The 22,794-nt window shown below is 57.2% G+C and carries 15 protein-coding genes and 1 pseudogene; 12 read left to right on the forward strand and 4 right to left on the reverse strand.

What is annotated here, in order from left to right; translation table 11 throughout:
* The first annotated feature begins 202 nt into the window (after nt 1–202).
* The 7 genes from SV253_08225 to SV253_08255 all read left to right on the forward strand — a co-directional run bounded on the left by SV253_08225 (nt 203) and on the right by SV253_08255 (nt 10,875).
* A complete protein-coding gene (locus SV253_08225) occupies nt 203–907 on the forward strand; it encodes a PadR family transcriptional regulator (GenBank protein ID MDY6776041.1) in 705 nt (234 codons plus the stop codon).
* A 225-nt stretch (nt 908–1,132) separates the two neighbouring features.
* Nucleotides 1,133–2,623 (forward strand): proton-conducting transporter membrane subunit, encoded by a 1,491-nt coding sequence (locus SV253_08230; GenBank protein MDY6776042.1) that lies wholly within the window; start codon nt 1,133–1,135, stop codon nt 2,621–2,623.
* A complete protein-coding gene (locus SV253_08235; protein MDY6776043.1) occupies nt 2,613–5,129 on the forward strand; it encodes a DUF2309 domain-containing protein in 2,517 nt (838 codons plus the stop codon). The genes SV253_08230 and SV253_08235 overlap by 11 nt, the downstream gene beginning before the upstream one ends.
* Nucleotides 5,130–5,328: 199 nt before the next feature.
* Nucleotides 5,329–7,884 carry a PAS domain S-box protein gene (locus tag SV253_08240; protein ID MDY6776044.1) on the forward strand — a complete coding sequence of 852 codons (2,556 nt, stop codon included), beginning with the start codon at nt 5,329–5,331 and terminating at the stop codon, nt 7,882–7,884.
* A gap of 61 nt (nt 7,885–7,945) precedes the next feature.
* The gene (gene mvaD, locus SV253_08245; protein MDY6776045.1) at nt 7,946–8,914 is read left to right on the forward strand and encodes a phosphomevalonate decarboxylase MvaD; all 969 of its coding nucleotides are present in this window, start codon (nt 7,946–7,948) and stop codon (nt 8,912–8,914) included.
* Nucleotides 8,915–8,941: 27 nt separating this feature from the next.
* Nucleotides 8,942–10,069: an aminotransferase class V-fold PLP-dependent enzyme gene (locus SV253_08250; protein MDY6776046.1), complete on the forward strand. Its 1,128-nt coding sequence runs from the start codon at nt 8,942–8,944 to the stop codon at nt 10,067–10,069.
* A gap of 8 nt (nt 10,070–10,077) precedes the next feature.
* A complete protein-coding gene (locus SV253_08255) occupies nt 10,078–10,875 on the forward strand; it encodes an NRDE family protein (protein MDY6776047.1) in 798 nt (265 codons plus the stop codon).
* Here SV253_08255 and SV253_08260 read toward each other — a convergent pair.
* Both SV253_08260 and SV253_08265 read right to left on the reverse strand, forming a co-directional pair.
* The gene (locus SV253_08260) at nt 10,823–11,653 is read right to left on the reverse strand and encodes an ABC transporter permease (protein MDY6776048.1); all 831 of its coding nucleotides are present in this window, start codon (nt 11,651–11,653) and stop codon (nt 10,823–10,825) included. The genes SV253_08255 and SV253_08260 overlap by 53 nt on opposite strands.
* Nucleotides 11,650–12,381 carry an ATP-binding cassette domain-containing protein gene (locus SV253_08265; protein MDY6776049.1) on the reverse strand — a complete coding sequence of 244 codons (732 nt, stop codon included), beginning with the start codon at nt 12,379–12,381 and terminating at the stop codon, nt 11,650–11,652. Before SV253_08265 ends, SV253_08260 begins: the two co-directional genes overlap by 4 nt.
* Before the next feature lie 75 nt (nt 12,382–12,456).
* On the opposite strand from SV253_08265, the gene SV253_08270 reads away from it, so the two are divergent.
* Together SV253_08270 and SV253_08275 are read left to right on the forward strand one after the other, a co-directional pair.
* On the forward strand, nt 12,457–12,810 hold the full coding sequence (locus SV253_08270) for a hypothetical protein (protein ID MDY6776050.1): 354 nt from the start codon (nt 12,457–12,459) through the stop codon (nt 12,808–12,810).
* A 123-nt stretch (nt 12,811–12,933) separates the two neighbouring features.
* Nucleotides 12,934–14,693, forward strand: a pseudogene (locus tag SV253_08275) (SLC13 family permease).
* A gap of 12 nt (nt 14,694–14,705) precedes the next feature.
* Here SV253_08275 and SV253_08280 read toward each other — a convergent pair.
* Nucleotides 14,706–15,713, reverse strand: coding sequence for a sodium:calcium antiporter (locus SV253_08280; GenBank protein MDY6776051.1), 1,008 nt, complete (start codon nt 15,711–15,713; stop codon nt 14,706–14,708).
* Between the two features lie 85 nt (nt 15,714–15,798).
* Between SV253_08280 and SV253_08285 the strand changes: the two genes are divergently transcribed.
* Genes SV253_08285 through SV253_08295 form a run of 3 tightly spaced genes read left to right on the forward strand, consistent with a single transcriptional unit; the run spans nt 15,799 to nt 20,934 of the window.
* The gene (locus SV253_08285) at nt 15,799–16,980 is read left to right on the forward strand and encodes a DNA repair exonuclease (protein ID MDY6776052.1); all 1,182 of its coding nucleotides are present in this window, start codon (nt 15,799–15,801) and stop codon (nt 16,978–16,980) included.
* Entirely contained in the window at nt 16,977–19,688 is a 2,712-nt protein-coding gene (locus SV253_08290) for an AAA family ATPase (GenBank protein ID MDY6776053.1), read from the forward strand. Before SV253_08285 ends, SV253_08290 begins: the two co-directional genes overlap by 4 nt.
* 1 nt (nt 19,689) lies before the next feature.
* Entirely contained in the window at nt 19,690–20,934 is a 1,245-nt protein-coding gene (locus tag SV253_08295; GenBank protein ID MDY6776054.1) for a DNA double-strand break repair nuclease NurA, read from the forward strand.
* A 10-nt stretch (nt 20,935–20,944) separates the two neighbouring features.
* Here SV253_08295 and SV253_08300 read toward each other — a convergent pair.
* Nucleotides 20,945–22,794: TaqI-like C-terminal specificity domain-containing protein (locus SV253_08300; GenBank protein ID MDY6776055.1), on the reverse strand; the 1,850-nt coding region annotated here is incomplete at its 5' end.

The raw sequence follows: 22,794 nt of genomic DNA on the forward strand, positions 1-22,794 counted from the left end.
CAAAGATTTACAGACGAGGTCGTCAGACCGAGCGAAGTAGGGTGGGGTAGTTGATGGAGGCTACATCCCACTGTGTAACGGTATGTCCTTTTAATCCGATATATCGAACGCTTCGGTAAATTTATGACTTTTAGCGAGCAAATACCTCATAGAGGTCAGTCGCTGGTACTGACACGTATGAACAGAGGTGAGCTGTCCTTAGATGAACCGCAATACTCTCGAATCCGTGGTAGATTCAGTTCACGACTCGACAGAGTCCCGAAGAGACGGTATACGTCGGTCGGATGGCAAGACTGGACTCGTACTCTCGTGTTCGATGCGAGGCTGCGAACCCAGCGGGTCGCCCTGGCCTGTCGACAGTAGCTGGAGTCTCCTGACTCTCCAGACCCTCGCAAACCAGGCACGGAGCCGGTACGCTCGTCACGACGACTACGAGGAGGTTATCAACCGCGACATAGGACGTCTCAAGAAACAGTACGACATCTCAGCAGTGCTTATAGCCGGACACACTGACTGTAGGGTTCTCGAAGACGCCTACGAGAACTGGGTTGGATCTACTTCGGACTCACGTGTCGGGATCGAGACGAGACTTGAGCCTCTCTGTTCGGTCGTCGGAGACGGATTCGAGGAGGGGGTTCTGACGGAGTCGATGTCACCCAGAACGGTACGTCACCGACTCGCGGAGTACAACGTCTGCCGCCAATCCGAGTTCCTCAACGAGGTGTTTCCTTCCTCAGTCACAGTCGCTGGCTATGTTCACGACCAAGACGGTGTGTACGGCTCTTTTCCCGACAGACGGTATCTAGTCGCCTTCAATGGTCAGACCCGTCCACGGACAATCCGGAGCCGTATCCCCGACGACACGTCGGTTCGGGTGGGAAGTCTCCTGACACCCTCTCCGGCTTAGCTTAGACTTAGGCTGCTGAGTCTTTGGCTCGGCTCTGGGGCTCAGCCCTGACAGCTTTTCCCGTGAACCATCACGAAAAATCACAGGATTAATAAAGCTGCTTTCGAACAACCTGTGAATATAGATAGGTTTAATAGGCAATCTGTTCGTAATACAGATGAAAACGACCATAACGGTATATGACTCGTCAGTATTTCCGAGACGAGTCGTGAAGCCGACTCAACTATGTCACGAAGCACATCAAAGAAGACGGTGGGATCGCTCTCAGACACGAAAACAGAGTCGCCGTTCGTCCCTGTCGCATTAACCTGGCTCGTCTGGTCGCTCTTCGTCGTAAGTACGGCTGGACTCGTTGCCCGGGTCGTCTTCGACCTAAGACTCCGGCTTCCCGGAGTACTCGAAGTCGACGGACTGACTCTTCTGATGTGGACGGTTGTGACCTTCTTCAGCGGTATCGTCCACAGCTACTCACGCCGCTACATGGCAGGTAGCAGACATAAGACGGACTTCTTCGCGACTGTGTTCGGTTTTACTCTAGTCGTAATGGGACTCGTCGCGGCAGACCATATCGCCCTCTTCGGATCACTCTGGATGGTGATGGGTCTGCTGATGGCGAGACTCATCGGTACCATCAGAGGCTGGCAACACGCACAGGCTGCTGCGACGGTTGCGCGTAACTACTTCGTCGCCAGCAGTGGCTTCCTCAGTGTCGCCCTCGCAGCCCTGTGGTGGGCGACTGGCGAGACCACTGTCTCCGGAATCACGGCGTCGACACCAGCCATAGATGGACCTCTTCTGGCAGTCGCTGCCGGGGCTCTGATCCTCGCGGCGATGATCCAGTCGGCACTCATACCGTTCCATACGTGGCTACTTGGATCGATGACGGCACCTACACCAGCCTCGGCACTGATGCACGCCGGCTTCGTCAACGCAGGAGGAGTTCTTTTCGTTCGGTTTGCTCCTGTCATCACCGTCGATCCGACTATAATGCTCGTGATAACCGTCGTCGGTGCTCTGAGTGCCTTGCTGGGTAAGCTGTTTAAGTCGGTTCAGGTCGACACCAAGTCCCGGCTAGGCTGTTCGACCGTCGGACAGATGGGATTCATGATTATGCAAGCCGGACTCGGATTTTTCGGTGCCGCGATCACCCATCTGATTCTCCACGGCTTTTACAAAGCCTACATGTTCCTTTCGTCTGGCGAGGAGGTCGAACACACCAAGCCCACCGACAAGTCTCATACGAAGAAGACTCTCGGCGTAGCCGGAGGCGTCGTAACCGTGGCGGCTGGACTCGCGGGCGGTGTCGTCTTCGCCGCACTCACCGGAAAGGGAACGAGCCTCGACAGTGGGCTCCTCCTCAACGGACTCATCGTTCTGACGATGTTACACGCGACTCAGGGTGCTGTGAGTAACACAGACCTTCCGGCTACGTATCGGTACGGGGTCGCACCACTCGTCTCGCTGACCGCGGTCGCTGTCTACGGATTAGTCTATACCGCGATCAAACACGTCATGGTGGATGTCCCGACGGTCACGGCACCCGCCGAACTCACGGCTGTTCACGCGGTCGTGGCTGCGGGTTTCCTGGGAACCTACATCGCAATCGAGACCGGCGTATACCGACGTAGTGAACGTCTTTACGTGGCGTTTGTGAATGCCACTCAGGCACCGTCTAAGACATTACTGACTTCGAAGGAGGACTACAATGAGTACTGAAACAGACACAGATATCCACGGTAGCATCGAAGCCACAGCTGACAAGGTCGGTTCGGTCTGGCCCCTACACTCGTTCGTAACCGCAAATCCGCTTTCGGGGTTCGAGGATCAGCCGTTCCACGAGGCAGTTGAGGAGGGCGCGCGGCTGTTCGGAGGCGACGGCTACCCTAGTGCCGAGGTCTTCCGCCGGGCGTGGGAGAACGGGGATATCGAGACCGAACTCCTGAAGACGAAGCTCGTCGAACACGGATACGCGCCTGACCCCGAAGCTACACTCGGACGTATCGCAGAATCCGAGAGCGACGTCTACTCAGCCTCAGATGATACGACGGCTGACGAGGAGTCGGCTACCGAGAGGGTCGACAGACTCCTGACGAAGTGGCTCTCGGTATTCCTCGACCAGGGGAAAGCCCACTGGTCGATGCCCAGCCGTGAGGAGGGCTTCTATACTGCCTTCCTAACGGTGGCTCGCAACGACGGCGAGGTTCCCAACACGAAACGTCTGACTGAGCTCTCCACCGACCCCGCCGAAGCCATATCAGAGATACTCAGCGAGTATCCTCGGTCGGAGTGGCAGACTGTATTCGAGTACCATCTTACGGCTCTGCCGGGATGGACGGGATTCATCAAACAACGTATCGACGACGGCGATAGCTGGCAGTCTGCTTATCCCATCACACTCACCGAGTACGTCGCGGCTCGGTTAGTTCTCGCGGATATAGTCGACGCGCCGATACATCCCGAGGAGGCGTCAGATCCCCGGTTCCTCGACGACGCGAATCCTACGCAAACCGACACGTATGACGACTCTGTCACGTTACCGCTCCCGGCTGTCTGGCTCTCGGCATGGGAAGCCACATACAGGAATCAACTCGTCGACGCAGTCTCCGAAGAAAGTGAGAGCCTCGAACAGAGCCGGAGCTCCACGTCTACCTCTACCTCTACTTCTACCGACGGAGACAGCCACCGACCCGACGCTCAGCTCGTTTTCTGTATCGATACTCGTTCGGAGATCATCCGCCGCCACATAGAGGCGACGGGTGACTACGAGACACACGGATACGCCGGCTTCTTCGGGGTTCCGATGCGTTATAAGGGCTACAACACAGACGTGGCTGCCGACGCTTGCCCACCTATCGTCGAGACACAGCATTACATAGTCGACTCCCCGAGCGACACGGGCAACCAGGAACGTATCGCTCACGACCACTGGACGAACCTCTTCGGTGCCGCGACGGATCTACTGAAGACTCTGAAGGGCAACGCCGCTACAGTCTTCAACTTCGTCGAAGCCACCGGCAGTGGCTACGGTCCTATGCTTGCCACCCGCACACTCCTCCCGAGACGTGTCTATGACTTCCTCGAAACCAAGGACGACTTCGTTCCCAACCACCACGAGTTCTGTGAGCTGTCTGTGGGTAATCAGTGTCTGAGTGATGGACTCACCCTCGATGACAAGGTCGAGTATGCCACGACAGCCTTTGAACTCATGGGATGGGAGGAGTTCTCGCGTCTCGTCGTCTTCGTGGGTCACGCGAGCGAAACCACGAACAATCCGTTCGGTTCGAGTCTCGACTGTGGCGCGTGTGCGGGCAACCCCGGAGGTCCAAACGCACGCGTCCTAGCCACTGTATGTAACGACAACGCCGTCCAAGAAGAGCTACGAGACCTCGGGTTCGAGATACCCGACGACACGGTCTTCGTCGCCGGCGAACACAACACTACGACCGACGAGATAGAGCTTTACACTGACGGGGTTCCCGAGAGCCACGAGGCTGAACTCGAACAGCTCAGCGAGGACCTCGCTACGGCTCGCGCGGGTGCAGCGTCTGAACGTTACTCAGACTCGGACTCCGGAGGTATACGTGAGACAGAGCGGCGGTCTGCCGACTGGGCAGAGACACGTCCCGAATGGGGACTCGCTGGCAACGCCTCGTTTGTGATAGGACCACGTCAGCTCACCTCGGGTCTCGATCTCGACGGAAGAGCCTTCCTTCACTCGTATGACTGGTCTACCGACCCCGACGGAGACGCACTCGAAGCCATCATGACTGGACCTATGGTCGTCACACAGTGGATCAACAGCCAGTACTACTTCGCAGCCGTCGACACCGCAGTCTACGGCAGTGGATCGAAGGTGACACACAACCCCGTCGGTAACATCGGCGTCTACCAGGGCAACGGCGGCGACCTGATGACCGGACTACCTCTCCAGTCACTCAGGAAGTCCGACGACGAGCTATACCACAAGCCCCTGCGTCTCTCGACGGTTATACACGCGCCACTCGAACGCGTCAACCAGGTTCTGTCAGACCACAAGGAGGTGACCCAACTCCTCGACAACAGCTGGCTCTCTCTTACGGTCGTCGATCCGACTCAGGGTCACAGAGCCTTCGATTACGAGGGCGAGTTCGACTGGACATCCGTCTCCGGCGAAACCCGGTCTAAACCAGAGTCAGACTCAGAGCCCGAGGTGACCGACTCTCGGATTGCGGCGGACGACTAATCCGCCATCTCGGTTAGAACCAAGACTGAAGACAGTTAGTACTGTCTTTTAATATCTAAAATTTACTATAGATATACTAATATTTATATACTGAAGTACGTCTAAACGAGTCTGTGTATAAAGATAAATCAGTGTGAGGCAGCATAGTTTAAACTAGCCTGAGGTCACGTCTGAGCCATCAGTCCAAAACCCCGAAACAATGAACGACTCACTCTACGAACTCATCGTCGAGGAGAGTAACGACGGTGTCTTAGTCGCACAGGACGGCGAGGTCGTCTACGCCAACCAACGTCTACAGGAGATGACTGGCTACTCCGACGACGAGATACTCGGTTCGTCAAAGACGATGGCTGTCGCGCCCGAGTACGTCAGAGAGGTCGAGGGGTACCACCGAGCACGTATGGAGGGGAAACCCGCTCCGAGCCGGTACGAGGTCGAAATCCAAACCGAAGACGGCGACCGTGTCCCTGTCGAGCTTTCTGTCAGCCGGGTCATATACGAGGGGGAGCCGGTATCAGTCTCATTCTGGCGGGATATAACCGAGACGAAGGAGAAGACACGGGAGCTACAAGACCTCAAGCGTGAGTACGATTCGGTCTTCGAGAACGTCCAGGACGCCCTCTTCCTACTCAACGTCGATCAAGACGGTACGGTTTGGTTCCAGCGGTTTAACCAGAGAGAGGAGGAGTACACAGGCAAGTCGACCGAGGAGATCCGTGGCAAGACTCCCGTCGAGGCTTTCGGCGAGGATCTCGGCTCAGATCTACGCGCAAACTACCGCGAATGTGTCGAACGCCAGGAGACGGTGACCTACGAGGAAGAGATTACACTCGGCGATGAGACGCGTGTCTGGCAGACTAAGTTAACCCCTGTCGTCGTCGACGGACGTGTCGAGAAGATCGTGGGATCGGGACGTGACATCACCGAACGTAAGGAGTACGAGGAAGACCTCGAACGCGCCCGGAAGAGACTCCGAGTCCTCTTCGACGAGGCACCCGACGCGATGGCTATACACGGCTCCGAGGGTGAGATTCTGGACGTGAATCGGGGTGCCGTCGACTACACCGGCTACTCACGTGACGAACTACTCTCTATGAATGTCTCCGACTTCGAAGCCGGGAAAGACGAGGAAGACCTGCGTGAGATGTGGTCTGAGATGGAGCCGGGCGAGACTGCGAAGCTCGAAACCCGACACAGACGAGCCGACGGATCGACCTATCCCGTCGAGGTCTGGGTATCGAGGATAGACGTCCACGGCGAGCCCCGGTATCTCGCGCTCGCACGTGACATCACTGAGCGCAACGAGTACGAGGAAGAGCTGGAGGAGAAGAACGCCTTACTCTCGACTCTCTTCGAGTCATTGCCCGTCGGGGTTCTGGCTGAGGACAGCTCGCGCAGGGTTCTGAAGACTAACCAGCAGATGTTCGATCTCTTCGGCATACCTGGAGATCCTGACGAAGTCGTCGGAAACGACTGTGAGAAGATGGCGGACGAGATGAAAGACCTCTTCGTCGACTCCGAGGGGTTCGTGGAACGTATCAACAGTATAGTCGAGAGCAACGAGCCGGTCGATAAAGAAAAGATCCAACTCGTAGACGGACGTACATTTGAGAGAACCCATCGACCTGTTGAGATGCTAGGCGACGACGGTCATCTCTGGATCTACCGTGACATCACACAGAACAAGGAGTACGAGAACGAGCTTAAACACGCACGTGAAGAGCTTCGTCAGGTAATAGATCTCGTCCCGGATATGATATTCGCTAAGAACCGAGAGGGTAAGTATCTCCTCGCAAACCAGAAGACAGCCGACGTCTACGGGTCAACTTCCGAGGAGATCGAAGGCTCATTCGAGAAGGAAGTCATCCCCAATCCCGAGGACTCCGAGGAGTTCCGACGTGACGACATCGAGGTCATCGAGTCAGGCGAGCCGAAGCAGAATCCCGTCGAAACCATAACGACCGCCGACGGCGAGAAACGTGTCCTACAGACGACGAAGATACCCTACAAGGTTCCCGGAACCGGCGAGGACGCTGTTCTCGGATACGCGCGTGACGTGACCGAACTCAAGGAGTACGAGGAGGAGCTCGAAGAACAGCGTGACAGCCTCGAAGTCCTCAACCAGGTAGTCCGCCACGACATACGTAACGACCTCCAGCTCGTCTTAGCCTACACCGACGCTCTAGAGATGTACGTCGAGGAGGAGGGCGAGAAATACATCGAGAAGGTTCTCGACGCCGCACGTGACGCAGTCGACATCACGACGACGGCGCGCGACGTCACCGAGGTAATGCTCCAGTCGGAAGCCGACAGATGTCCCGTGAACCTGAGACTGACTCTTGAGAACGAAGTCGACGACGCACAGTCGAACCACGAAAATGCCCTTATTACGGTAGACGGTTCTGTCCCCGACGTAGATGTACTTGCCAACGACATGCTGGAGTCTGTCTTCAGGAACATACTCAATAACGCCGTCCAGCACAACGACAAGGAGGTAGCCGAGGTAACTGTCTCGGCAACCGTCGAGGGTGAAGACGCAGTCGTCAGGGTAGCCGACAACGGACTAGGGATTCCCGACGAGAGGAAGGAGGAGATATTCGGAAAGGGTGAGAAGGGACTCGAAAGCGAGGGAACCGGCATAGGTCTCTACTTAGTCCACACACTCGTAGACGAGTACGGCGGCGATGTCTGGGTAGAGGACAGACACGACGGAACCGAGGGATCAGTCTTCAGGGTCAGACTTCGAACCGCCTAACCCACCCGTCAAGAGCGACTTGACCGAACTATATTTGAGTCCACCCCGAACAGAGTATAGTATGACGAGAAAGGCGACTGCGATAGCCCATCCGATACAGGGTCTAATCAAGTACCACGGTCTACGTGACGACGAACTCCGTATCCCGTACCACGACTCGATCTCTGTCTGTACCGCACCGTCCTCGACCAAGACGACAGTCGAGTTCGGACACGAAGACGACACCGTGATAGTCGACGGAGAAGAGATAGACGACTCGGGGTATGAGAGAGCATCTAAGATACTCGACAAGGTGCGCGAGATATCCGACGTCAGTTCGGGAGCAAGAGTCGAGTCGGAGAACACATTCCCGTCAAACGTCGGCTTAGGCGCGTCGTCGTCGGGCTTCGGAGCGCTCTCTGTCGCCGCGGTGAGGGCAGCGGGTCTCGACCTAAGCTTAGAGGAGATATCCGCTATAGCACGACGTGGGGCGACTTCTGCGACGAGGAGCGTAACGGGAGGCTTCTCACATCTCCGGACGAGCATGGTCGACGAAGAGTGTGCGTCCGAACGTATTCAGACGGGATTCGACGAGGACGACCTCAGGATAGTCGTCGGACTCGTCCCCGAGTTCAAACACACAGCGCGCGCACACGACGAGGCGGCGGAGTCGCATCTCTTCGAGAGCCGTCTCGCGTACATACACGGTGCTGTCGCCGAGATGCGGAAGTCCTTACGTGACGGCGACTTCGACGAGACCTTCTCCTCAGCCGAGAGCGACTCACTCTCGCTACTCGCGGTCACTATGACGGGACCCGAGAACTGGATCTACTGGCAGCCCGAGACACTCGAACTCCTCGAACTCGCGCGCGGCCTGAGAGACGACGGCGTCCCCGTCTACTTCTCGACCGACACCGGAGCGACCGCCTACCTCAACACGACTAAGGAACACGCCGACAGGGTCGCTGACGAAGTCGAAGACCTCGGGGTCGAGTCACGCGTCTGGAAGGTCGGTGGGAGCGCGAGGACGGTCGACGACCATCTGTTTTAACATCTCACAGAACCTCTATCGAGTAAGATGGACACCGAAGACCTCAGACGCGACATGCCAGCACTCGACGACTGCGTCTACCTCAACACAGGGGCAAGCGGTCCGTCTCCGAGGCGCGTCGTCGAAGCCGGGGAGGAGTTCCTTGAGTACCACGAGTACGACTCTCCGGCACGTGAGGGGATGTATACCTCCGCAGCCGACGTCCTCGCCGAGACCCGCGACTCCGTAGCGAGCCTCGTAAACGCAGACTCCGATGAGAGCGAGATCTGTCTCACACAGTCGACTACCGAGGGGATAAACATAGTCGCCGAGGCACTCGACTGGGAAGAGGGCGACAAGGCTGTGATGACTGACATCGAACATTCGTCGGGCATACTCCCGTGGAAACGTCTCCGCGACTTACACGGAATAGATGTCGAGGTCGCCGAGACTACCGACGGCTACCTCATGCGCGAAGAGGACGACAGGGACGCCTTCAAGGACGCCGTCGCCGACGCAAATATTGTCTGTCTCAGCTCTATCTCGTGGAACTACGGTACACGTCTCGACGTTGAGGACGCAGTCGGTATCGCCCACGACGCCGGAGCGAAGGTTCTCGTCGACGCCGCCCAGTCGCCGGGACAGGTCGGTGTCGATGTCAAGGACTGGGAAGCCGACTTCGTCGCAGGGACGGGACACAAATGGCTCCTCGGACCCTGGGGCGCCGGATTCCTCTACGCCGACTCGGAAGCCGTGGAGGGAACGAGATCGAGCCGTGTCGGGTACAGAGGCGTCAAGAACCCCAACGACGACGATTTCGAGTACGAGGACGGAGCGAGACGGTTCGAGATCGCTACGCTTCCCGCGGCTACCTACGCCGGCTTCGCCGAGGCGGTAAAGACCTTCGAGGAGATCGGTCTCGGAGAGGTCGAGGACGAGATACGGCGTCTCACCGACCGTCTCAAGGACGGTATAGACGACGATCGTCTCATAAGTCCTAGAGAGTACGAGTCGGGTCTCGTCTCCTTCGAGGCTGACGACCCTGAGAAGCTCGTCGAACGTCTCTCAGACGACTCGGTCGAGATTAGGAGCATACCAGACCCCCACTGCGTCAGAGTCTCGGTACACGCCTTCAACAACTCCGAAGACATCGACGCCGTTCTCGAACGTATCTAGCATCTAAAATGTGCACCGTACTCTTCGCGAAGAACGTCTTCGAGTCCTACCCCGTCGTTATCGCTGCCAACCGTGACGAGTCCTACGACAGGGAGTTCTCGTCACCTGAGACGCGCGAGACTGAGGATGAGGGGGACAGTGTCGACTGGATCTTCGCGCCGCGTGACGAGCGCGAGGGAGGGACGTGGATAGGCTTCAACTCCGAAGGGACATCGGTGGCTGTCACCAATATAGAAACAGAAGACGGAGACAGCCAAGACAGTAACACAGACGACGAGACAGAGGTTAGATCGCGCGGTCTCCTGTGTGACGACGTCCTCTCGGAGTCAGGTGACATAGAAGACCTCGAAGACGTCGTCAGGCACTCGGTCGACGAGAACGAGTACGAGGGCTTCAACCTCGTCGTTGGGACGACGTCCCGCGCCTTCGTGGCTGTCTACGACGGTGACCTCGACTTCGTCTACCCCGAAGACGGGATTCACGTCGTGACCAACTCGCGTTTCGACGACCCCGACGACAAGGCGGTAAGAGTCAGCGACAGCCTACCTGAGCCGTCACTCGGTCTCGACGACTGGGTCGATGAAGCCGAGTGTCTTCTTTCGAGGGACGACATCGATGTCTGTCTCCACAGCCACGAGGACGACGACAAGGGCACGACGTCTTCGAGCATAATCGGAGTCAGAAACCCCGATGTATCCGAGTCCTTCTATCTCTTTGCCGACGGCGCGCCGTGTGAGGCGGATTACGAGAAGTTTACTCCTCCTGGTTCTCCTGGTTCTGGTTCTGGTTCCGGTCGAAGCTCCTGAGCTGTTCGGCGTCAGTGAAGGCGTACCTCGTCACGAGTAGACTACTCGTCATGCTTGTGAGACCTCCTCCTGCGAAGATCATCGCCATTATGACGAACTGGTACTCGGCGGCGTAGACCGGATTCGTTCCAGAGATTATCATCCCTGTCATTATTCCGGGTATCCAGACCCATCCGAGGCTCTTGAGTGAGTCTATCACGGGTATCAGGGACGCACGTACACCCGTCTCGACGTGGCGCGAGACGACACGTGACGGAGCGGCTCCGAGTGAGAGACCCGCCTCTATTCTCTCTCTGTTCGACTCTATCTCGTCCTTGAGACGGTCGAGAGCGAGCGAGTTGGTCTTCATCGAGTTGGCTATCACCATGCTACCTACGGGAACGAGGTCACGTATCCTCGGCTCTATCGCCCCCACGGCTGTCATAGTCAGTATCACAGTCGTGGCTCCGACGGTCACAGAGACGGAGGCGACCCTCAGAACCCCGGGGAACCCCTCGGCGCGATCCTTAGATATCCAAGCCGCTCCCCCAAGCATGAAGATGAGGACGACACCGCCGTAGTAGACGGGGAGTGTGAGTATGAGTCCTATGACCGATCCCATCAAGAGAACCTGTACGAAACCCCTGACGAAGGCGGCTCCCATCTCCCTTTCGAGACCCAGTCCTCTGAGGCTCGACACAGCCAGAACTACGAGGGCTATGGCTGTCGCGGCTCCGACCTGTTTCAGACCCTTCAGAACCACGGGATCCTCGAAGCTCTCGACGAGAGACTCGATCACGTCTCTATGACCTCCTCTACTGACCCCGACCGGGTTACACGTCCGTCCCTGAGACGTACCGCTGTGTCACACAGACGTCTCGCCTGCGACTTGTCGTGTGTGACGACGACACCGGTCATACCCTCTGTCTCCCTGAGCCTCAGAACCACCTCCTCAACTGCCTCCTCTGCGCGCGAGTCGAGGCTCGAAGTCGGCTCGTCGAGGAGTATCACCTCGGGCTTGTTGAAGACGGTGCGTGCTATCGAGACTCTCTGAGCCTCTCCTCCCGACAGGTTCGAGACCTCCCTTTCGGAGTATCCCTCGAGACCCACACGTTCGAGAAGCGACCCGACCTCCTCGTCGTCGAACTCCTCGTCACGCAGACGTCTTCCCATAGTCACGTTGTCATAGACTGTTCCCTCGACGAGTGCGGGTGACTGTAGAACCAGACCCACTCGTCTACGTAGCTCTCTCGGGGGGATCTCTCGGTAGTCGACTCCGTCAACGAGTACGGTGCCTCGCGTGGGCTCGTCGAGACGGTTGAATAAACGCAGAAGAGACGACTTACCGGCTCCTGACGGTCCGACGACGCCCAGGAACTCGCCCTCTTCGACCGATACCGAGACCGAGTCGACGACAGCCTCACCCTCGATCTCACGGCTCAGGTCACGTGTCTGTATCTTCGCCTGCGTGGATTCGGCGCCTTCCCGGTTCGCGCGGATCGGTTGTGTCTCTGAACTCTTTCCCATCGGTGTAGTATACGCCGGTCTCCAAGAAATACACCGGGGAAAGACTTATGTTAACACGTACCAATCTTCACGTGAATGGTTGACACACGACCCACAGTGTCTAAGAAGAGGTTTCTGACCGACCGCGCGAGACGTATATTCGAGGGACTCGGCTACTCAGTAGATGCCGACTCCGACGACGAGACACTGAGTGCCGAGAGGGACGACAAAGTCGTACGTATCGCGCCGCTTCCCGAGACCGAGATAGAAGACTCAGACGGGGAGACTGCGTGCCCCTTCCAGTGGCAGGACGACAAGTACTGCTTCGTCGCCGACTCGGAGTCAGGGGATCTCGAACGTGTCAAGAAGGCGGTCACAGATCTCGTACCGTCGGGAAGCGACTGGGTTGTGATGGGAGTCACCGAGTCAGGCTACGAAGTACACGGTTAGTCTCTTCGTCTTCTCTCGTTTCTCTAAAGGGTCGGGTTTTTACGTCGGAAGGAGTTACTGTGTCCTGGTATGTCTCTCGATCTCGGTGTTGGACTTAGACTTGGACTCGGGCTTACTCCGGATATGCTCGTAGTCTTCACGGTTATTCTGGTGGCTCTACTCCTCTTCGTGACCGAGCCGGTGCCGATAGACATCACAGCTATCGGCATAATGGTGGCTCTGATGGTTCTCGAACCCTGGACACAGATATCGCCGCGTGAGGGGATTTCGGGCTTCGCTAACCCCGCGACGGTCACGGTTCTCGCCATGATGCTTCTGAGTGAGGGGGTGAGACGCACAGGAGCGATACATAGGCTCGGCTCTACCGTCTCGGAGATAACCGGAGACAGTGAGACGAAACAGCTGGGTGCTACAGTGGGTATAGTCAGTCCCCTCTCGGGGTTCATAAACAACACCGCGGCTGTGGCTATCCTCCTGCCCATGGTTACCAACCTCGCTCAGTCGAAGGGTACCTCGCCGTCTAAGCTCCTCCTTCCGATGTCGTATGCGTCTATGTTCGGAGGAATGCTCACACTGATAGGCACCTCGACAAACTTACTCGCGAGCAACGTCTCGGAACGTCTCGGCGTCGGTTCTTTCAGCATGTTCGAGTTCACACATCTCGGCGTGATAGTCCTCGCGTGGGAACCGTCTACCTCATGACGGTCGGTCAGAGGCTCACGCCCGAGAGGATAAAGCCCGAGGAGAAGACGTCGGAGTCCGAGAAGTTCGTCTCGGAGGTAACAGTCCTTGAGGGGTCGCCTTTCGTCGGGATGACTGTCAAAGAGGCACTCGACACTGTCAACCTCGACTTCGAGATTCTCCGTATACACCATGGCGACAGAGAGATCGCAGACACCGACTCTATAGAGGCGACTACGGTACGTCCCGACGACGTCTTCGTACTCAGGGCGACTCAGGAAACACTCGCGTCTCTCCTCGACATAGAGGGTGTCAGCCTCGAACCTGAGGAAGAGGAAGTCGAGGAGGGCAAGACACTCGTCGAGATAGTCGTGACCTCGGGAGCCTTCTTAGAGGGAGAGACTATCCGAACCGCCGAGTTCGAGGAGAGGTACGACTCGACGGTTCTGGCTGTGAGGAAAGGCGCGGAGGTGATACAGAAACGTCTGAGTGAGATCCGTCTACGTCCCGGAGATCTACTCCTGATAGAGACCGAGACCGAGACCATAGAGATGCTCGGCGACGACCCCGACATACTCGTCGTGGGCGAGGTCGACAGACAGAACTTCAGGACGTCGAAGATCAAGATCGCAGTAGGAGTAGTCGCGGGTGTGGTCGGACTCGCCGCATTCGGCGTCCTGCCTATACTCGTCTCGGCACTTGCGGGCGTCTTAGCCATGGTGGTCACGGGCTGTATCAGACCCAACGAGCTCTACGACGCGGTTCACTGGGACGTCTTTTTCCTCCTCGCGGGCGTCATACCTCTCGGAATCGCGCTCGAAAAGACGGGAGGAGCCCGGTTCCTCGGCGATCTCGTAGTTAGCAGTGCTAACTTCCTCCCGCCTATCGGTGTCCTCGCTCTCTTCTACCTCGTAACCGCGTTACTCACCAACATTGTCAGCAACAACGCGAGTGTAGTCCTCATGATCCCTGTCGCAGTAGAGGCGGCGTCACGTCTCGGTGCCAACGAGTTCTCGTTCGTCCTCGCAGTTACCTTCGCGGCTTCGACGGCTTTCATGACCCCCGTGGGATACCAGACCAACCTCTTCGTCTACGGTCCGGGTGGATACAGGTTCACCGACTACCTCCGTGTCGGCGGTCCTCTCCAGATATTACTCGCCGCCGTCACGACCGGAGGGATCGCCTTCTTCTGGGGTGTCTGATCCTACCTTACTCTATCTCACGAGACCCACGGCACCCACGCTCTCAGCCAGAATCCAGACGACGAAGACGCCGTAGACTCCTAGGAGGAGGTAGGCTTCGCGTCTGCTGAGTTTGAGGTCTGTCCTGAGGAAGACGAACAGGACGACTGTGGCGAGTACTAGAAAGCCCATCATGGGAACGACGTGTGAGAAGACCACTGTGTCTGTCCCGACAATCATTATACCCGCGGGAACAGCGACTAGGAGGTCGAATGTGTTGCTACCTAAGACGTTGGCGAGGCTCACGGTTCCCTTCCCCGATCTCATGGCTTCGACACTCACGAAGGCGTCGGGTAGGCTCGTGCCCGCGGCGACGACAATCAGACTCCAGAAGAAAGCCGGCGTGTCAAATACCTCACCGAGACCTTCGGCGGATCTCACGAGACCCTCGACTCCGACGACTATGACGCCTAAGCTCACGGCTAAGACAGCCCAGTTCTTCGCGGGCGAGACGTCCGACTCGGGGGCGTCGTAGTCAGCAGTGTCGAGGTACTGTATGAAGACATACAGGAGATACAGGAGGAGTGGCACGGCTGCTAGGAGACGTGTGACACGTCCTTCGAGGAGGTCTCTTCCTCCGACGGGGTTGTATATGACTGCGAACGAGAAGGTGAGGAGAAGTGTCGCTACAGAGACCATGTAGAACTGTGTCTCCTTGTAGACTATGTCGCGGTCGATCTCTACTGTTCCCCCGTTGTACAAGACCGAGAGAGCGGGTATCACGAGTATGTTGAATACCGCGGAGCCGACTATGGCTCCGACCCCTATCTCGAACTCACCCCTGAGTGCCGAGAGGACTGTCGCAGATATCTCGGGCATGCTCGACCCCACGGCGGCGATCACGGCTCCCTGAACGATACCCGGTAAGCCGTAGTAGGCGGCGAGCTTGTCGGCGGAGTCCTCGAAGTAAGAAGACGACTTCCAGATAACCACCGACGAGACAGCCGCGAGACCGAAGAGAAACAGGGCTTCGATGACCATGTCGTCTGTAGACACGACCCCGACGAAAATCCACCGGTCTGTGGTCTCGAAACTAATATCTTTGTCGCGGTTATATCCCACTGTAGTGACCGTCGATATTCTCCATCTGAGCGACACACATCTCGGATACAGACAGTACCGGAGCGACCTGAGGCGTCAGGACTTCACCGACGCCTTCGAGGAAGCGGTCGAGGTCGCCGTAGAGAGGGACGTCGATGCCGTAGTACATACGGGTGACCTCTTCGACTCGCGTGATCCCTCGCTCACAGACCTCACCGACTGCATAGACGTCCTCCGAACCCTGAGACAAGAAGGGATACCCTTCTACGGAATAGTCGGAAACCATGAGAGGAAGATCGACAGACAGTGGCTCGATCTACTCGAACGCACTGGTGTCGCAGAACGTCTCTCGAAGAACCCCGTCGTACTGGGAGATGAGGTCGCAGTCTACGGCATAGACTCGGTGAGCCGAGTTTCGTGGGACTCCGCTGACTTGGAGATTCAAGAGACAGACGACGACCTCTACCGACTCGTCTGTATGCACCAGCTTTTACACCCTCCTGTCCCCGAAATCCTCTCGGATCACGACACACGAGACGTCATAGAGAGACTCGGCGTCGAGATCGACGGACTTGCACTCGGTGACTACCACGAAGCCGTGAGTGCGACCGTCGGAGACGTCGAGGTCTGGTACGCGGGTTCGACTGAGAGGGTCTCGTCGGGTGAGACACAGCCGAGACGCGTTCATCTACTCAGCTTCGACGGCGGTGAGATGAAGAGAAGACGGATAGAGATCGACGCCCGAGAACTCCTCGAGTTTACGGTAGATGTCGAGAAACAGACAACAGTCTCAGACGTCAGAGACGAGTTCGAGAGACGTGACATAGAGGACAAGACAGTCGTTCCGGTTCTGACTGGCAGCCGCGGAAACATAACCGCGAACGACGTTCACAAGGTCGCTGTCGAAGAGGGAGCCGCTGTCTGTAACGTCAGGGACGAAAGAGACACCCACGGGTTCGAGGTCGACGCCGAGACCGAGTTCGGAGACGTGAGGGACATAGACGAGATGATAAGCCAGCGTGTCTCCGAGTCGGATCTGTCGGAGATAGCCGTCGAGATAGACGACGAAATCAGAAACGGAGACCTCCCAAAGTCGAGAACAGACGACGTAGTCGAGGAACGTCTGAGGCAGAGACAGGACGAGGTCTTCTCGGAGGCTAATACCGAGACTAACGGCTCCGACGACGAGACGGAGGTCGAGACGTGAGACTCAAGAGACTACGTCTCCGTAACATACGGAGCTACAGAGACGAGACTGTCGAGTTCCCCGACGGAGCGGTTCTGATACACGGAGACAACGGAGTCGGTAAGACGTCTCTCCTTATGGGTATACTCGGAGGGCTCTTCCTATCACGCGGAATCGAGTCGAAGCTCGACGACTTCGTTAGGCGGGGCGAGGACGAGGGACGTGTCAGCTTAGTCTTCGAGGCAGGGGGTAACGAGTATGAGGTCGACTGGAGAATAAAAACCGACGGCGGCTCGAAGGCGAGCCTCGAACTCCCCGGGGGCGAGACTGTGACCGGCGTCAGGGACGTCACAGACAGGGTGAGTAGCATCATACGTATGGACAGCGACGACCTCACCAACTCGGTCTATGTCCGCCAGACAGAGATGACTAAGCTCGTACACGCCGACAACCGCGCCGTCGTGATAGACGGACTCCTCGGGCTTGACGAGATAGACGAGTACAGACAGCGTGCCAGCGACGCGATCACGGGAGCCGGGAGACTCAGAAAAGAGAGCCGTTCGAGACACGAGGCGTACAGACAGGATCTCGACGAGTATGAGATGACGGAGGAGGAGTACGACGACGAGATCGCCGACCTGACTTCACGTATAGACGAGGTCGAGTCGGAGATACAGAACGGCGAGGAGAAGATCGAGGAAGTAAACCGGTATCTCCACGAGATAGACACGAGTATAGAGTCTTACGAGGAGGTCAAGGAGAGGATAGAAGACAGGTCGGAGAAGATAGAGGAGGAGAGACGTAAGAAGCAAAAAGCCAAACAGAAACGCGACGAGGCGAAGTCGGAGATAATCGAGAGACGTGATGAGATAAAGTCGCTTAAGGACGAGATAGAAAGCCTCGGGGAGGAGACTGTTGAGACGGAGGGTCTCGGGATCGACAGACTCCGTCTCGGCTCGAAGCAGAAAGCCAAGGGGTCGCTCGACGAGGTCAACAGTCTGCGTGACAGCCTCAGGGAGGACGAGACCGAGACACGTCACCGTCTCAGGTCGTATCAGGAACGTCTCGACGAGATAGACGACGAGATAGACGAACTTGAGTCGGAGGCGGAGTCGAAACGCCGCGAGATCGAGACCGCTGAGGACAAGATAGAAGACCTCGAAGACGACCTCGAATCCGCGAGACAGGAGTTCGACGAGAAGGTCTCGGAGGTGAGCCAGAGAGCCGTCTCAGTCGGTGTCGGAGACGGTTTCGACGACGACAGTCTTGAGGAGCTACGTGACAGACTCCTCGACGAGAGAAAGGACGAGATCACCTCACGCATAAACGAGGTCTCGGGTGAGATAGAGTCGCTCAGGACTCGGATAGAGACCTACAGCGACGAGATAGACGAGGTGGAGTCACTCGCCGATGAGGGAAGATGTCCCCGGTGTAAACAGGAGGTCGACGAGGCACACGTCGAGGAGGAGGTCGAGGAACTGAGACGTGAGATAGAGAAGACGGAGAGTAAGCTCGAGGAGAAGAGAGAGGAGAGGGATGAGCTCGCCGCCGAGAAAGACGAGATAGACGAGGTGAAGTCTCTCGTGGTCGAGGCTCTGCGTTACAGGAGACAGCGTATACATAACGTCGAGGAGAGGTTAGACGAGATGAGGAGCGAGGTCGAGTCGGCTTCGGAAGCCCTCGAAGAGACAGAAGAGAGGATTAGACAGCTTGAGGAGGAGAGAGTCGAGGTCACCGAGACGGTAGAGGAGGCAGAAGAAGAGCTTTCGGAAGCCGAGTCTCTCGTCGAGGAGGTCGAGTCGGTGAGACAGAGGGTCGAGGACGCCATAGAGGTCTACGACGAGATAGAGCGTCACAGGAGCTTCATCGATCAGAGACAGAAAGACCTCCAGCACGCCGAGTCACGTATAGACGACGCGAACGATGCCATCGACGACCTAAAACGTGACAGGGAGAATCTGAGGGAGAAGACGACTGACACCGAGATAGAGAGTCTGAGACAGAAGAGACGCCAAGCCGAGGAGAAACGCGAGAACTGGAAGAAGGGACTCGAAAAGAGGAGGGAGAAGCTCAACCGACTGCGTGACGAGAGGTCGAGGCTCGAAAAGGAGCTTGAGGATCTGAGGAGACTCGGGGACAAGATAGGGAGATTAGAGGAGAAGGAGTCTTGGGCGTCGGACGTGCGTGAAGACTTCGAGAGACTGCGTTCTGTCTACGACGACGTCAAGTCGGAGATGAGGAACGAGTACATAGCCCATCTCAACACGTATACGAACGACGTCTTCTCCGAGATATACCAGAACTCGGGCTACCAGTCGGTCACCATAGAGGAGGTAGAGCTTCCCGAACACAGGAAGTACGACTACGACTACGAGATACGTCTGAGACGTTCCGACGGGAGTACCGAGAGCCCTGAGAACGCGAGCGGGGGCGAACAGGCTATTGTGAGCCTATCGCTGAGAGCCGGAATATACAGGCTCATCTCCGAGAGGGGATCGGGAGGCTCCCTCCCGCCATTTATACTCGACGAGCCCACGACCTTCCTCGACAGTCAGCATGTCGGGAGGCTTGAGAGGCTCATAGACGAGATAAAGAGCTGGGACGTTCCCCAGGTGATCGTTGTGTCACACGACGAGAGCCTTATACACGGAGCCGACTACGACTGTGAGGTATGGTACGACCCCGCTACGGAGTCGAGCCACGCCGAGATTTCGAGGGCAGGTGATTAAGATGGAGATCGAAGCATTCCGTCTGATAGAGGAGGCGTTCGAGAGGGTCGACGCTGGACTCCCCGTAGACGCCGACTCGAACCCAGAGAGGGCGAGGGAGGCGGTCTCGTCACTCGCCGACGAGGGCGGCTACGTGTCACCCGTCGACGACTCCGATCTCGCACCCAGAAAGGTCAGCTTCTCGTCTCTGGGTGCGTGGGACGACGACCCGTGGGACGACGCTACCTACGGTGTCGACTCGTCGACGACACAGCCGATGGAGTACAACAACGGCTTGATCGCGAACGCGGCTTACGCCAAGATCGCGGCGACGGGCGACGCCGACCCCGAGATAGAGAGAAAAGGGACTGTCGAGATCACCTACTACTACAAGGGAGACGCCGAGATACCCTCAACTCTCGACGAGAGCTCCGAGATAGACGTCAATATCACACGTCTCCCCGAGTCGGAGATATACGAGACTCGACGCCTCGAAAAGACGGTATCGGCGGTCGCACAGAAGAACTCCGAGAGTACCCACGTCCTCGGAAACATCGACTCGATAGACAGCATACTCTTCATAGACGGACCTATCTACCCTACTCAGGTTCTGAGGTCGCTCGACTTCAGCGAGAACCGCGCCTTCTCCGTCGCAGACGTCCTGAGGAAGATAGCCGAGAGGTACGTCCGTGTGGTCGAACACCAGTACGAGAGGGGTCTTCCCGTCGTGGGGATAGTCAAGACTTCGAACTCAAGCACCCTAATACGGTCTCTCGAAGACAAGACAGACGACGAGGTACTCTGGAACAAGGACAACCAGCTTATCGGAGAGGCTCTGAGAGACGAGTCGTCGATAGATTACATACCCTACACACCGTGGTTCGTCGAGGAGAAGGTCGTCTTCGACTCGGGCGAGGCGGAGGTGCTCAGCCCTGTCGAGGACTCGCTCGACTACGACATCGAGAGGTACAGGAGATCTTTCTTCTACTACCGTCTCCCGAGCCTCGGGACGGTGATGAGAGCCGACGCACCCTACATGGTAGTCGACACAGACGAGAAGAGACGTAAGGTGCGCGCGAAGGTTCTCAAGGAGGCGGCGAAGAAGAGGGACGTCCCACGCGCGGTGATGAGGGCGGACAAGAACTCGAAGATCACACGTGAGAACAGGGACAAGATAAAGAGAGCAATCTCAGCGGGCTACTACACCGACTACAACGACGACGTTAGGTACGAGACACTCGACGAGGACGAGGGAGGGCTTCTGTGATCTGAGTAGATCAGAATACTTCCAAATATTCCTCGATCACCTGACGTTCTTCCTCAGTCAAGTCAAACAGATCGTACACAGCCTCGTCAATATCAGCTTCGAGTTCCTCTATGTCGGTTTGCCGTACTTCTTTACGATCTTCTTCGAGATTACTGAGAAGCTCTTCTACGCCTTCGTCAGTCCTCGGTATCGGGATGGTCGTCTCCTCGCCGCTCTTGACGTTGCGCCCGTCTACTGCGGCATGGACGTACTCAGCGCGTTTCTTCCGCATCTCGCGGTCGTCGGAATACATCGCCGGGTCGTTGATGGTGTCCGACCGCCCGGCCTGTACGGTGAAGTCACCATCCACGTCACCCTGCATCTCGGCGTTCACCGGATACCGGCGGGTCTGCCACTCGTAGGTGACGTAGTCGAGTTCGCCGTCGTAGTCGCCGAGGTACGCTTCGGGGAAGCGGTCGTTCTTGCTGTCGCGGTCGATGGTATCCACGATTTCGCCGGCCCTCTCGCGCATCGTCCCGAAGGCGCCCGCGCTGTCCTCGGTCTTGCAGGGCAGTTTCTCGACGTACTGCGAGCGGTACTCGTAGAAACCGCCCATCTTGACCGTCGTGATGTGCTTGAAGTAGAAGTCCAGCGCCTTCGAGTTCAACTGACAAGCCATCTCCTCGGTGAGGTCGCGGTAGTCGTCTTCGAGAAGGACCGAGTATGCGGTTTTGTAGTACCACGTGCCGACCTCATCAAGCATGAACGTCGCGTCCTCGCTGATGTGGGCGAAGACAATTTTCGGTATCTCGAACTTTTCCAAGTTTTGTGGTCGCCCAAACTCCCACCAATTGTCGCTGTTCTCCCAGCGGCCTCCCTCCCGCCCACGGAGTTTCTCCTCGTGAGCCTTGAAGAAGTCCCACGCTAGCGGGTAGTCGCTTTGCAACGTCTCGGAATCGATGAGTGATGCTGAAAGTTCGTCTTCCCCTACTCGCTGAACAGAGTAAGGTAGCACGACGTGTTGGCCGGACCACTCTGCCCGCCAACGTTGAACGTCACGACCCTGAAGCCAGGGTCTTAGCAGGTCTGTTTCAATCTCATACTCCTCTGTACCGCCGGAGGGAACGATAGTTACTGTTCCACCAGTATCTCCCGATTCAACGCGCTCGGCGTCCAGAACGTCAACTACGTAAACTTTGTTCGCACTGGTCTGTGTTCCGTGCGAGACTGAATCGGTAATCTCTTCGAGGGTATCATCCGCTTTCGACTCCAGTTTCTCGAAGACCTGCAACTCCCCCGGCGGCATCATCGCCCAGTAGTCGTCAGCCGTCAGTTTCGACTGAGGGAAGTCGAACACGTCGATGAACTCGTCCGAGTATCCCGGCTCGCCGCGGTGTTCGCGCACCGCCTCGATGATGGCCGCGTCGAGTTCACGTCCGCTCTCGTCGTCGGTGTCGGCTTTCACCCGCACGCACCGAATCTCGTTGTCCTCCCGGCTGGCCTCCTCGGGTTCGTCCGCCAGAATCACGATGGCCGGATAGTTCGTCGCGTCCTCGAACACCCCGGAGTCCCGGAAGTCGTAGACCTCCTCGATGCGGGCCTCGTCGAGCAGTACCTCGCGCAGACCCTCGCCGTAGTCCGTGACCATGAACTGATTTGGCGTGATGAATCCCAGTTTCCCGGAGTCCTCGCGGAGCCAGTCGAGGCCCCGCTCGTAGAACGGACTGTAGATGTCGTAGTTGCCCGTGGTCGCGTCGTACAGGGTATCCATCATCTCCTTCTGCTTGTCGGGGAGGTTCTGGATGCGCACGTACGGCGGATTCCCCACGACGTAATCGTACTCCATGTAGTTCTTCACGACGAGCGCGAGCACGGTGTCCT

This window comes from Candidatus Afararchaeum irisae (genome assembly GCA_034190545.1).
Lineage (GTDB): Archaea > Halobacteriota > Halobacteria > Halobacteriales > Afararchaeaceae > Afararchaeum > Afararchaeum irisae.